Genomic DNA, 13,294 nt, shown 5'->3' with positions numbered 1-13,294 from the left:
GAAGCGGGAGAAGCCGCCGACACGGCCATGCCAGAGACAGCCAAAGGACCGGGAGCGTCTGACCGCCTCACTATCGAAATGCCGGCGGACGGTTTCACGCCGGAAAAGCTGGAAAACCTCACGAAGCTGGTGGAAAGCAAGGCCGCGCTCATCAAAACGGCTCTCGGCGCGGATGACCTGCCCATCGAATCGACCGGGGATACCCTTCGCTTCCCATGGTTTTCTGGAGACTTCGACGGCGATACGGTAACGGCCTGCGCGCAGTTCATCGCCGCCCTGTGCAAAACGGCGAAGGAGAAAAAACGTGTGACCGCGAAGGCGCGGGACGAATTCGAAAACCCGCGCTTCGCCATGCGGGTTTGGCTCATCGGGCTTGGTATGGCGGGAGACGATTTCAAACCGGCTCGGAAGTTCCTGCTCAAAAATCTCACAGGAAACGCCGCGTGGCGGTACGGAGCGCCAAAAAAAAGGCTGCCGGCGAGGCCGCTGACGGCGCGGACGCAGGCACGGAAACCACGACGGCGCCGGTTACCGCCCCGTCGGGAGAAGAAGCCCCTGCCGGCGATACGGGCACGGGCAGCGCCGGAGAAGCGAACGAAAAGCGGTGAAATCGTCCTTAACACCATCTTCGCGCGGGAGTCGATGATTGCTCCCGCACGTTTCCCCTTTTCCGGCGGCTGGGAGCCCCTCAGCGTCGTTTTTCGAGCCGTCGCGGGATGGCAACGCCGCCTGCTTCCCCCATTTAACCTGCGGCCACAGGCGGGCGGCTCGGAAAGGCCTGTCCGTAACCGAATAGTCTTAGCCGCCAATCAGGCAAGATGGTGAAGTTTTCCGCATAAACATGAAAGGTATCATAAAATCCGCATTTTGCGTCTGAGGAGGCAGTTATGAAGTATCCCGCGCTATATGATCAGATGTTTTGGAAAAAGATGCGCAATCAATCCCTGTCGCAGGATGAAATCGAAGTTTTGCAGGATGGGAACTTGAACAACGTATACACTTCTCCCGATGGATTTGAACCTTTATTTGCCGAAGCCGCTGCCAAGATCAACATTTTCCGCAGATACGCGACCATGCTCGACCTTGGTTCCGGAAACAGCCTGATAACCGGAGCATTCACGGGCACCGCGGCGTTTGTTCCGGAAAACGGAAGCATCACGGCTATAGACGAAGCGTTTCGTGATTTCCATGTGGAGCCTCACAAGCTGGCAAGTATTGTAAAGCTGAAAGATAATTTCGTCGGGGACGCGCAGTTTGACCTGCCTCAATGCCTGGCGAAAGAATTTGGAAAGCGTTTTGGGAAAGCGGAGGAGGCCGGTTTCATTGGCGGCGACGGCGTAAGCGAACCGACCGGTATTCTGAACCCGGAGAACGGGGCGCAAATTGGAGTAACCGTCGCTGGGAGCGATACGATTGCCTATGACGACATCATCAAGCTGTATTTTTCGCTGGACGCCGACTACCGCCAAAACGCTGTCTGGCTGATGAATGATCAGACCGCTATGCTTCTCCGTACGATGAAGGACAGCGCCGAAAATTATCTGTGGCGCTCCTCGGACGACACGATTTTCGGCAGACCGGTGGAGACCACGCCCCGCATGCCCGAGATCGGCACAGGCGCGAAGCCCGTCGCGTTCGGTGATTTATCCTATTACTGGATCTTCCACAGAAAGGCCTTTGATATTGTCGTCCTGAGGGAAACATACTTGTTGACCGAACACGCAATTGGCTTTGTCGCTTCTGAACGTATCGACGGCAGGCTCATCTCTCCGGACGCGGTGAAGCTTCTTCAGATGGCAGAATAAAAGTAAGTACCGGAATGCGTTATTCCCGGAGCGAAAGGCTCCGGGAATATTTTCGCGCGAAAACGTACAGGCCGCACCGATATACCGGACAATCCGCCTCGCATAGATATTTTGTAAAAAGGTTTTGCGGGGTGGTGTTTTGCTGTCGCTATCTGAGCTTCAAAGCTTGAGCCAAACAGAAACAGGACAATTACAACTAGCGGATATTCAGAGCGTAAAAATAGATGCGGGAAAACCTGCCTCAGAACGCATGGAAAGCTTTCTTTCTCAGATTAAAAACCCCTATTGCTTTCTATGCGGCGGCGTTGCCGTAAAAATATTTTTTTCAGAAAATGGGAAGCCGCTTTCTGAAAAATTGGCGGAGCATTTCATTCGGCAAAAGGGCAAATAGAACTGGACTGTTTTCATTTTTAGAGTTATCTTGAAACCGTGGTTATGAAGGGAAGGAACCAATATGGCAAGAATCCGAAAATCTCTTCAGAACATAAAAACGACGGAATGGAAGGTGGCCCTATACATACGGCTGTCGAAGGAGGATGGGAATGACGAAAGCCTCAGCGTGGCGAACCAGAGGAAAATCCTGAACGATTATCTGCAGAAAAACTGGGCCGACGAGGAGTATACCCTTGTGGATACTTATATCGACGACGGCCTGACCGGCACGGACACCCACCGAGAAAATTTTATGCGGATGCGGCAGGATATTGTGGACGGAAAAGTCAACTGCGTGATTGTGAAATCGCTTGCCCGCGCGTTCCGCAATCTGGCCGATCAGCAGAAATTTCTCGAGGAATTTCTTCCGCTATACAAGGCACGCTTCATCAATCTGGGAACGCCGTTTATTGACACTTTTGTGAATCCGGGCGTGGTCAGCGGGCTTGAAGTCCCCATTCGCGGAATGTTCAACGAGCAGTTTGCCGCCACCACATCCGAGGAAGTGCGTAAAACGTTCAATATGAAGCGGAGCCGTGGGGAATTCATCGGCTCGTTCGCCCCTTACGGATACCGAAAAGACCCGGAAAACAAAAACCGGCTGCTCATTGACGAAGAGGCAGCGCAGGTGGTCAGGGATATTTTTAACTGGTATCTGTACGGCCTTGGCGGCGACGGCGCGCAGGGCAGCCTGAGCATTAACGGCGTTGCCAGGGAACTGAACGAGCGCGGTATTCTCAGCCCGATCGAGTACAAAAAACAGAAGGGGTTGAAGTACCGGAACCCGAACAGCAAATTTAAGTCCGGCATCTGGACGCCGACCACCATCGCCAATATTCTCAAGAATCGGATGGTTACCGGGTGCATGGTGCAGGGAAAGCAGCGGGTCATCAGTTATAAAGTCCACAAGCAGGTAAAAATGCCGGAGAGCGAATGGTTTATCAAAGAGAATACGCACGACCCAATTATCGACCCGGAATTGTTTGAAGAAGTGCAGAACCGGCTGCTCCGGGATACGCGAGCCGCGCCCGGGCAAAAGGCGGTGCATCTTTTCGCGGGATTCCTGAAATGCGCGGACTGCGGCAGGGCGCTTCACCGGAAATCGTGCAAGGGCCATGTATACTACTACTGCCGCATCAGCAAGCAAGCCGGGCGCGTATGCCAGCCCCGCTCCATCCGGGAGGATGTTCTTTCGCAGGCGGTGCTATGTACGATTCAGGCGCAGATTGCGCTGGTTGAGAATTTGCGACAGGTGATCGACGAAATCAACCGCGCGCCGGTTGTGGTGAATCAGTCGGAACGGCTGGAGACAGCCCTGAAAAAGCGGGAGCAGGAACTATCCAGTCTGGTCGGCATCTCCGATTCACTGTATGCCGACTGGAAAACCGGCGATCTTACGAAAGAAGAATACCTGCGGATGAAAGCGGATTACACGGATAAAATTGGGCAGTTGCGGGCGGCAATCGGAAAAATCGAGGAGGAGCGCCAGATGATGTCCAAAGGAGTCACGGCGGAAAATTCCTACTTCACGGAATTTCAGAAATACCGAAACATCACGAAGCTGAACCGTGAGATACTGGTGGATTTGGTCGACATGATCTCCGTGCATCGGGACGGCTCGGTCGAAATCCGGCTGAACTTTGCCGACCAATACCAGCGCATCGCCGAATTTGTCGAAAGCAACCGCCAAGCTGTGGCAGAGTGAGCGTCTAATTTTTTAGTCCGCCGGTTGCGCATAAACTGGTGGCAACGTATCTCCCGTTGGACCCGTCGGACCGGTATCTCCCGTTGGACCTGTCGGGCCGGTATCTCCCGTTGGACCTGTCAGACCGGTATCTCCCGTTGGACCCGTCGGGCCGGTATCTCCCGTTGGACCCGTCGGGCCGGTATCTCCCGTCGGACCCGTCGGGCCGGTATCTCCCGTTGGACCTGTCGGGCCGGTATCTCCCGTTGGACCTGTCGGGCCGGTGGGAGTAACAAAATCATCCTCTATTACGACGAGGGTCGCGGTTAACGGCACCATCGGCGAATAGAAAACCACCTGTGTGCTGGCATTGACCAGCGACACTGTCACAGGCGCCTCAGTTACATCGATAATTCCCAGTCCTACGACTTCTCCCGTTTTCAGCGGTGAGTTGCCCTCCAGAAGATCTCCCTGTGAAGAAGAAAGTGCAAACACCGTCCCATTGGCTGACAGAGAGGATTGGGATGTTACCCACCAATTTATCTCGTATCTTCCCGCTTCATTAAAAGTGATCACTCCGGTTACCGGGTTATAGTTTATATTTCCTGCCGAATAAACTACGCTGTCAAAAACCACATTAGCCAAGACCGCCACTGAACCATCCGTTGTACGTTCTATCTGTAGCGCTATATTGCTCAATTAAAATCCTCCAATACTATCCTGCACAACGAGGCATTCTTTACAGACTTACCTCTGTGATAACGATATTGGCCTGAACAGGTGTCGCCGCCAAGCCAACGGTCGCTCCGGTTACATTGATAAGTGTAAGAGTGGCCGGGACTGCTCCTACGGTGACCAATACGCTTCCGTTTAACTGCCCTGTTACGATCGGGGACGATCCAAGGACACCACCGCCGCCGTTTAATTCCACTGCAAAGGATACCGTCGTAGCGGCTTCCGCACCATCCGTCGCCACCCACCAGGTTACATAATAATTTCCGAGAGCAGTGATGGTAAACACTCCGGTTACCGCATTATAGGTGATATTGGGGCTTCCGGCAGATATGAGCGTATCAAAGATCACATTGGCTCCGTCGGCAACCGTTCCTACGGCATCGCCAAGAAGCTGTGCCTGAACTCCCCGCAGAGCAACAGCCGCGCCCGTGGGACCTGTGTCACCCGTTGGGCCTGTGTCGCCGGTTGGGCCTGTGTCACCCGTAGCCCCTGTCGGGCCGGTGTCGCCGGTTGGGCCGGTCACGGTGCTTGCCGCGCCCGTTGGGCCTGTATCTCCCGTCGGACCAGTCGCTCCCGTTGGGCCGGTGTCACCCGTAGCCCCTGTCGGGCCGGTGTCGCCGGTTGGGCCGGTCACGGTGCTTGCCGCGCCCGTTGGGCCTGTATCTCCCGTCGGGCCAGTCGCTCCAGTTGGGCCGGTGTCACCCGTAGCCCCTGTCGGGCCGGTAGCGCCGGTCGGACCTGTCACGGTGCTTGCCGCGCCCGTTGGGCCCGTATCTCCCGTCGGACCAGTCGCTCCCGTTGGGCCGGTGTCACCCGTAGCCCCCGTCGGGCCGGTAGCGCCGGTCGGACCTGTCACGGTGCTTGCCGCGCCCGTTGGGCCTGTATCTCCCGTCGGACCAGTCGCTCCCGTTGGGCCCGTATCTCCCGTCGGACCAGTCGCTCCCGTTGGGCCGGTGTCACCCGTCGGACCAGTCGCTCCCGTTGGGCCGGTGTCACCCGTAGCCCCTGTCGGGCCGGTGTCGCCGGTTGGGCCGGTCACGGTGCTTGCCGCGCCCGTTGGGCCTGTATCTCCCGTCGGACCAGTCGCTCCCGTTGGGCCGGTGTCACCCGTAGCCCCTGTCGGGCCGGTGTCGCCGGTTGGGCCGGTCACGGTGCTTGCCGCGCCCGTTGGGCCTGTATCTCCCGTCGGACCAGTCGCTCCCGTTGGGCCGGTGTCACCCGTAGCCCCTGTCGGGCCGGTGTCGCCGGTTGGGCCGGTCACGGTGCTTGCCGCGCCCGTTGGGCCTGTATCTCCCGTCGGACCAGTCGCGCCCGTTGGGCCTGTGTCACCCGTCGGGCCAGTCGCTCCAGTTGGGCCGGTGTCACCCGTAGCCCCCGTCGGGCCGGTAGCGCCGGTCGGACCTGTGTCACCTCCGGTAGAACTGCCGGACGGACCGATAGGACCGGTTGGGCCGGTGGGACCGCTAAAACCCATAGGGCCCATGGGACCGGCAGGGCCCCGCGGACCTCTCGGGCCGGCAGGACCCTGGCAGCAACAGCCGCACGGATCTTTGCAACAATTATCCAGGTATTCATTATGATAAATTTTCATTTCTGGATTAAACCCGCCGCCCACATCATAGGGCGGGCATCTTCTGCTATTGGACATAATCAAAACTCCCATGTATCAAATTTGTTTACGAACATTGGCATGAACAAACACTTTACGCTTTTTAATATAGTATGTGGTGACCCGCGAAAAGTGCAGTATGCGCCTGTGTAATGGAAGCGGGTACACCCGGGGATCACATGGATTTTCAGAACATCCTTCCGGCCATCCGGCCGGAAGGACATCTCTTTTCACAGCGGAACGTTACTTCATCTATTTGTTTTCTTTGGTCCCGGTGGCCCTTAATACAGCGGAATACGCCCCATTGGAACTCAGGGCAATGATGACCGCGTTAAACGGTATCAATGCGCCCGACGACCATGTCAGCGCGCCGGTAAAATACGTTGCTCCCAGTAAAAGGATTACTGCGACGAAATAGGACACCCACTGGGTGGCAATGTTTTTAAAAAACGATGCGCTTTTCACGAACTGGGTAATCACCGCGGTCGCGGCGGCGCATCCTGCAAAGGTAGCCAGCGTTTCCCAGGTAAAAAAGTTATTCATGCTCATTCCTCCTGCTGAAGACCTTTCCAACGGCCCTCCGGTCATTGTCCAGGCCTCCAGTAAACACTTTATGACGCTGCTCTCCATCTTGTTCCAACGTTTTCTGACACGTTCCATGGCGGCAAAAAAAGAAGGCCGCCGATAAACGGCAGCCTTCTTTTACATCATTTGAAGGGAAATGAAATTTTAACCGATGAACTGCTGGGTCCAGTAATAACGGCCCTGTGCGTTCTGGGCAATGCCCACGCCAATTTGGGTAAAGGAAGCATTCAGGATGTTCGCTCTGTGTCCGGGGGAATTCATCCATCCCTGCATCACCTGCTGCGGGGATGTCTGGCCCATGGCGATGTTTTCGCCGGCGGCTCTGTAGCTGATCCCATACTGCTTCATCATATCAAACGGAGAACCGTAGGTAGGAGACTGATGGTCGAAATAGTTCAGCTTCGCCATATCCTGCGACTTTAAGGTCGCGGTCTTTGTCAGAGAGGAATTGACGGTAAGGGGCTTGAGTCCGTTTGCGGCTCTTTCCTGATTGACAAGCTGAACCACCTGATTCTGGAAAGAAGCATAGCTTCCGCCCGCAGTGGACGGTGTGCTGGAAGTACCGCCCTGAGAGCTGGAACTCGGCTTGGAACTGGAGCTGGGCTTGGAGCTTGCGCTCGGTTTTGAACTGGAGCTCGGCTTAGAGCCTGCGTTCGTATTGGGGCAGGTGTATGTTTTTCCGCCAATCGTGATCTGATATTTGTTTCCGTTGGAGGAATTGGTCAGACAGTTGGAATTGACTGTGCAGGCGGTGCCCGCTTTGCAGTTGGAGTTGTTGATGCATCCGTTTGCCGCGCTGCAGATCTGGTTGCCGGCACAGCTGTTGCCAGCCTTGCAGTTGGTGGAATCGGTTCCCGCCACGGTTCCGTTGGAAGCGGAAGTTTTGGGGCAAACGCCGGATGTACCGGATTTAACGATATCGGCAACAGTGCTGCCTGTTTCCTGTGTGTCCGCCGCCGGTGCTTCGCTGGTTACTTCCACGGCTTCCGCCTGAGAATCGATAGAAACGGTACTTGTGGTGGTGCTTTCGCTTGGTGCAGCCGCGGTATTGCCGCTGTTTACAATCGCGCCGGCCGTACCTGACATCAGCACACATGCAATTAACGCAAGTATTTTCGTTTTCATGTATGATCTCCTTTTCATGCTTCTCGATTTTGAATTGTTACAGGTTTGTAACTTTTCTTGCACTTATCGTAACACCAATGCATGAAGAAAACAATACTGAAAATTATGTAAACTAATGAAGATACTGGAAAAATTATGAATTCGAAATTAATGATTTAATCTTCTGATAATATCGTACGCCTTGTCTTCATTCCTGACAAAGCCTTGAACCGTCGTATCGATCCCGCTGTAGTCGCTGAAGTCCACAAAGGCGCCGCTGAGCTTTTCCGCAAGCGCCGCGGGCATGTCCTTTCTGGCAGCCAGGGCATCCTTCGGAATTTCCTCCGTACGGGCGACAATGATCAGCTCGTCCGTGAAAAGCCCGTCGGCACGCGCCTGATTGTAAACCTCGTCGTAGGTCGCGCCCGCGTCCACCTCCCCGGCCAGAACGGCGTTGACAACATTATTGTGGTTGCCCAAAAAGACGACCTTTTCAAAAATGGTGTCCGGGTCCATATGGTTCTGCTTCATCATATCGCGGGCGTACAGATACCCCGACGCGCTTTTTTCATCGACATAGGCAAAGGTCTTTCCCTTTAAGTCATTGAGGGAATGCACCCTGCCGTCCTTGCGGGCCACAACGTACCCGTTGTAGGAGCAGCGGCCCTGGACCTTCGGCGTAACCAGCACATTCGCCCCGCATTTTTCATGCGCGTTGACATACGCGAACGGAGAAAACCAGCCGACGTCGATGATGCCCTTCTCCACGCTTTCACTGAGCGCGTCGTAACTTCTGACGATCAGCGTGCGGCATTTCAGCCCCACGCTGGCGCATACCCGCTCGAGGATGGGCACATAGGTTTTCCGGATACGGTCGGGCTCGACGAAAGGATTGACGCCGAAGATGATTTCGTCCTGCTTTTTGAAAGCCATGGCATCCTGCTGCAGCATTTCCGCGGTTTCGCCGATCTTGTTGCAGAAGGAAAGGATCGTTTCGTTTTTCTTCTGCTGGACATTTACCATCTCAATGGCGGAGCAGGAAACATCGTGGGTCTTTTGTACCGCCTCCGCGACATTTTCCACTGCCTTTTCAATTTCAGCCGCCGTATTCTTCTGCATCAGCGACTCCTGGGTAAGTCCGGAAATCGCGTTCTGAACATCCTTCAGGATCGAATTGATTTCCTGAATGATCTGAGACGATTCCGTGACAATGCCGTCCACATTTTTCATCTTGCCGCCGATTTCGGTCATGGCCGTGTTGGATGTCTGTATTTTATCGACAATATTTCTGACCACGCCTTCAATAACGGAGATCGCGTCGTCCGTCTGCACCGCGAGCCGCCGGATTTCCCCGGCGACCACGGAGAAGCCCCTGCCGGCCTCCCCCGCCCGCGCGGCCTCTATAGCGGCGTTCAGCGCCAGAAGATTGGTCTGGCTAGATATCTTTCTGATATAGTCCACAATTTCATTGATTTTGGCGGAGGATTCCTGAAGCTCCAGGTTGCTGTCGGAAGCGACCTGGATGACCGACGTAAGGTCGAGGATGAAGCTCCCGATGCTTCGGATGGTCCGCTCGTTTTTGTTCAGCATTTCGATGGAGGTTTTGGAATGATCCTCGATTTTTACGATCCCGGAATTCAGATTGGTACACGCTCCGGCAAGCTCGTTGATGCTGGCATTGATCTCTTCCGAACTGGCCGCATTCTGTTCGCTGAACTTTTCGATCTCATAAGAAATCTTTGCAACCTTTTCAAAGGTTTTCATGTTGTCCTTGGAAAGCCAGATCAGCTGCTGGGAATCAAAGCCCATGGTTTCCGCGACCTGAAAAAGCCTTTCCCCCAGGTCGTCCTGCTCATGGTCCTTCTGCTTTACAGGGCGGGGTTCCCCGCCGTTTTTTCCAAACAGGGCGTCGGCGGCAATCAGGATCAGGATGCTCCCGATCACGGAATAGAGAAAGCCGCCCACTCCGTGGAATTGGAACAAAAGTCCTGCCGCATGAAGAATGAGAATTGCAATTGCAGAAATTAAGACAGACCGTTTCGATGTAAAATTCATTTTTCTACCGCCTCAGCAATCAAAAAATTCAGTTCAAAACTGATAAAATTTTACTTCTTTACGTCATTCCATATGTTTCTTATACACAATATCATTATATTTCAAATCTTATAATCTGTCAATGTTCTCTATATTCCCGCAAAAATCCTCTTTTTTCAAATTCTCAGCCTGCAATCAGAAAAAAGCGCCCCGAAACGGTTTGAAAGCCGCTCAGAGCGCTAATATTCTGTTATTTTGAAAGCTTATCCATGACAGCCAGTATTTCGTCTATCTTTTCTTCGGCGTCTCCCTGTTCGAATGCCTCCTTGACACAGGAGCCAAGGTGCGCGTGGATAATTTCAATGTTGGCTTTTTTCAGGATCGCCTGCGTGGCCATCAGCTGGTTGGAGATGTCGATGCAGTAGCGGTCCTCTTCCACCATTTTCAAAAGTCCGTCAAGCTGTCCCCGTGCGGTTTTCAGCAGCCGGGTCACCTTTTCTTTGTCTGCTTTCATGGCAGCCCTCCGTGTAAAATTATTTGCCGAACAGGCCCTTCTTTTCCTCTACGGAAACCACCTCATAGCCGGCTTCCTGCACGGCGTTCTTCAGCGCTTCGTCGGAAACCTCCGTTTTCAGTGAAACCGTGGCGTTGTTCTTTTTCAGATCCACCTTTGCCTCCACGCCGCCAATGGCGTTCAGCGCCTTTTCGACCCTGGCCTTGCAGTGTTCGCAGCTCATGCCGTTAATAGTGATGACTTTTTTCATTTCAGAAAGATCTCCTTCCGCTTCTGTTTTGATCGGATTTTCGGTTTCGTTCTGTCTTTGCCCCGCAGAGATTCTGCGCGGCTGAAACAGCTTTAGCCGCAGCGCGTTGGAAACAACGCACACGGAGCTCATGCTCATGGCCGCCGCGCCGAACATCGGGTTCAGCTTCCAGCCCAGCAGGGAGAAAAACACGCCGGCCGCAAGCGGGATGCCGATACTGTTGTAAAAGAAAGCCCAGAACAGGTTTTCCTTGATGTTACGGATGACGGCCTTGCTCAGCTGCACCGCGGTCACGGCGTCGAGCAAATCGCTTTTCATCAGCACGATATCGGCCGATTCCATGGCGATATCCGTTCCCGCCCCAATGGCGATCCCGACGTCGGCTCTTGCGAGCGCGGGCGCGTCATTGATGCCGTCGCCGATCATCGCGACCTTTTTGCCGCCTTCCTGAATCCTGCGGACCTCGCTTTCCTTGTCCTGCGGCATGACCTCCGCCACCACGCGGTCAATATGAAGCTGGCGGCGGATCGCTTCGGCTGTTCTTTTATTATCGCCCGTCAGCATGACCACGTCAATACCCATCGCCTTAAATTCTTCGATTGCCTGACGGCTGGTCGGTTTTACAACGTCCGCCACCGCGATGACACCCAGCAGATTCTGCCCCCGCGCAAAATACAGCGGCGTTTTTCCGTCCTCCGCCAGCGCGTCGCAGGCGCTTTGCAGGGAGGAGATATCCACCTTTCTGCTTTCCATCATCGCGCGGTTTCCGGCAAAATACTGTTTGCCGTCCAGCACCGCGGCAACGCCCTGGCCGGAAACGGAGTCAAACCGATCGACCGCTTTGACCGCCAGCCCCAGTTCGGACGCCCTTTCCACAATGGCGTCCGCAAGCGGATGCTCCGAGGGTTTTTCCATGGAAGCCGCGACCGTAAGCAGCTCCCGCTCCGCGGCCAGTCCGGTGGTCAGGATATCCGTCACCTTCGGCTTGCCTTCCGTGATGGTGCCGGTCTTATCCAGAACCACCGTGTTTACGGTGTGCGCCGTTTCCAGAGCCTCCGCGGATTTAATCAGGATGCCGTTGGAAGCGCCCTTGCCCGTACCGACCATAATGGCGACGGGCGTCGCCAGCCCCAGCGCGCACGGGCAGGAAATAACCAGCACCGCGATGCCGATGGAGAGGGCGAATTCAAACGACTGGCCGGCGATCAGCCACGCGGCCGCCGACACAATGGCAATACCGATCACGACCGGAACAAAGACGCCGCTGATCTTATCCGCAAGCTTTGCGATCGGCGCTTTGGAGGAGCTCGCTTCCTCCACCAGATCGATGATCTGTGCCAGCGTCGTGTCGTCGCCGACCTTCTGCGCCTCAAACTTGAAATATCCGGTTTTGTTGATGGTTGCGGCAATGACCTTATCGCCGGCATGCTTTTCCACGGGAATGCTCTCGCCGGTCAGGGCGGACTGGTCGACGGAGGAAGAACCCTCCACGATGATTCCGTCCACCGGGATGCTCTGGCCCGGGCGGACCGGCAGGATATCGCCGACGACGACCTCTTCCACCGGAATTTCAACCTCGGCTCCGCCGCGGATCACCACCGCGGTTTTCGGCGCCAGGTCCATCAGCTTGGTGATCGCTTCCGAGGTTTTTCCCTTTGACCTGGCCTCCAGGTATTTTCCGAGCGTAATCAGCGTCAGAATGGTTCCCGCCGATTCAAAATAGAGGTCCATCAGAAAATGGTCCGCCGTCTCCATATCGCCGTGTCCCAGCGCGTAGCCGATTTTGAAAATGGCGAAGATCCCGTACACGATCGACGCCGTGGAGCCGATGGCGATCAGGGAATCCATGTTGGGCGCGCGTTTTGCCAGCGTTTTGAATCCGACCTGAAAATATTTGCGGTTGACATAGACGATCGGCAAAAGCAGCAGGAACTGCGCAAACGCGAACGCCACGCCGTTTTCCGGACCGTGGAAGGCCGCTTTGATCCATTCCGGCACCGGCAGGCCGATCCATTCCTTCAGCATATGATGCATGGCGAGATACAACAGAGGAATCAAAAATGTAAAAGAAACAATCAGGCGCGTTTTCATCGACTGCAGTTCTTTTTGGACCGGGTTCTCCTGCGGCTGGCTTTTCGCGTCCGTGTTCGCCCTGCGGGAATATAGAGAAGCGCCGTACCCCGCGTTTTCCACCGCCCGGATCACCTCGGCGTCATTGGCGACCGTATCGTCGTAGTCCACCGTCATGCTGTTGGAAAGCAGATTGACGTTGACGGAGTTCACTCCGTTCAGCTTCCGGACGCTTTTTTCCACATTGGCCGAGCACGCCGAACAGGTCATGCCCGTTACATTGAATTTTTTATTCATCGCTTCACCTCACTCCACCCCTGGGGGGTGTAATACCACTATAAACATATTTTTAGTTTTTGTCAATAGGCAAAAAATAATCCGTCCGGCAGCCGGATGCGGCATCGAAAATCACGGTTTTTCCGGGAGACGGGAAGAAAACAAATTTGTGGAAGATCAATTGCAATTTTGCGGC

11 protein-coding genes are annotated in these 13,294 nt (G+C 54.8%); 4 read left to right on the top strand and 7 right to left on the bottom strand.

What is annotated here, in order from left to right:
• Window positions 1–27 precede the first annotated feature (27 nt).
• The 4 genes from ACQGQ5_RS06455 to ACQGQ5_RS06440 all read left to right on the top strand — a co-directional run bounded on the left by ACQGQ5_RS06455 (window position 28) and on the right by ACQGQ5_RS06440 (window position 3,942).
• A complete protein-coding gene (locus tag ACQGQ5_RS06455; protein WP_455735737.1) occupies window positions 28–825 on the top strand; it encodes a hypothetical protein in 798 nt (265 codons plus the stop codon).
• Between the two features lie 62 nt (window positions 826–887).
• Entirely contained in the window at window positions 888–1,805 is a 918-nt protein-coding gene (locus tag ACQGQ5_RS06450) for a phage major capsid protein (protein ID WP_455735736.1), read from the top strand.
• 139 nt (window positions 1,806–1,944) lie between these two features.
• Entirely contained in the window at window positions 1,945–2,196 is a 252-nt protein-coding gene (locus tag ACQGQ5_RS06445; RefSeq protein ID WP_455735735.1) for a DUF6870 family protein, read from the top strand.
• A 63-nt stretch (window positions 2,197–2,259) separates the two neighbouring features.
• Window positions 2,260–3,942, top strand: a complete 1,683-nt coding sequence (locus ACQGQ5_RS06440) for a recombinase family protein (RefSeq protein ID WP_455735734.1) — start codon at window positions 2,260–2,262, stop codon at window positions 3,940–3,942.
• Between the two features lie 12 nt (window positions 3,943–3,954).
• Here the strand turns inward: ACQGQ5_RS06440 and ACQGQ5_RS06435 are convergent, their stop codons facing one another.
• The 7 genes from ACQGQ5_RS06435 to ACQGQ5_RS06405 all read right to left on the bottom strand — a co-directional run bounded on the left by ACQGQ5_RS06435 (window position 3,955) and on the right by ACQGQ5_RS06405 (window position 13,119).
• A complete protein-coding gene (locus tag ACQGQ5_RS06435) occupies window positions 3,955–4,620 on the bottom strand; it encodes a collagen-like triple helix repeat-containing protein (protein ID WP_455735733.1) in 666 nt (221 codons plus the stop codon).
• Window positions 4,621–4,660: 40 nt separating this feature from the next.
• Window positions 4,661–6,130 carry a hypothetical protein gene (locus tag ACQGQ5_RS06430; RefSeq protein WP_455735732.1) on the bottom strand — a complete coding sequence of 490 codons (1,470 nt, stop codon included), beginning with the start codon at window positions 6,128–6,130 and terminating at the stop codon, window positions 4,661–4,663.
• Window positions 6,131–6,517: 387 nt separating this feature from the next.
• On the bottom strand, window positions 6,518–6,808 hold the full coding sequence (locus tag ACQGQ5_RS06425; protein WP_455735731.1) for a hypothetical protein: 291 nt from the start codon (window positions 6,806–6,808) through the stop codon (window positions 6,518–6,520).
• A 186-nt stretch (window positions 6,809–6,994) separates the two neighbouring features.
• A complete protein-coding gene (locus tag ACQGQ5_RS06420) occupies window positions 6,995–7,975 on the bottom strand; it encodes a CAP domain-containing protein (protein ID WP_455735730.1) in 981 nt (326 codons plus the stop codon).
• Window positions 7,976–8,122: 147 nt separating this feature from the next.
• Window positions 8,123–10,009 carry a phosphate/phosphite/phosphonate ABC transporter substrate-binding protein gene (phnD, locus tag ACQGQ5_RS06415; protein ID WP_455735729.1) on the bottom strand — a complete coding sequence of 629 codons (1,887 nt, stop codon included), beginning with the start codon at window positions 10,007–10,009 and terminating at the stop codon, window positions 8,123–8,125.
• A 229-nt stretch (window positions 10,010–10,238) separates the two neighbouring features.
• Window positions 10,239–10,502, bottom strand: a complete 264-nt coding sequence (locus ACQGQ5_RS06410) for a metal-sensing transcriptional repressor (RefSeq protein WP_455735728.1) — start codon at window positions 10,500–10,502, stop codon at window positions 10,239–10,241.
• A gap of 19 nt (window positions 10,503–10,521) precedes the next feature.
• Complete coding sequence (locus tag ACQGQ5_RS06405; protein ID WP_455735727.1) at window positions 10,522–13,119, bottom strand: heavy metal translocating P-type ATPase; 2,598 nt, start codon at window positions 13,117–13,119, stop codon at window positions 10,522–10,524.
• Between the last annotated feature and the right edge of the window lie 175 nt (window positions 13,120–13,294).

The sequence above is a fragment of the Caproiciproducens sp. genome (assembly GCF_053840905.1).
Note: the sequence above shows the minus strand (reverse complement) of the source record. Positions and strands in the feature narration are given on the sequence as shown.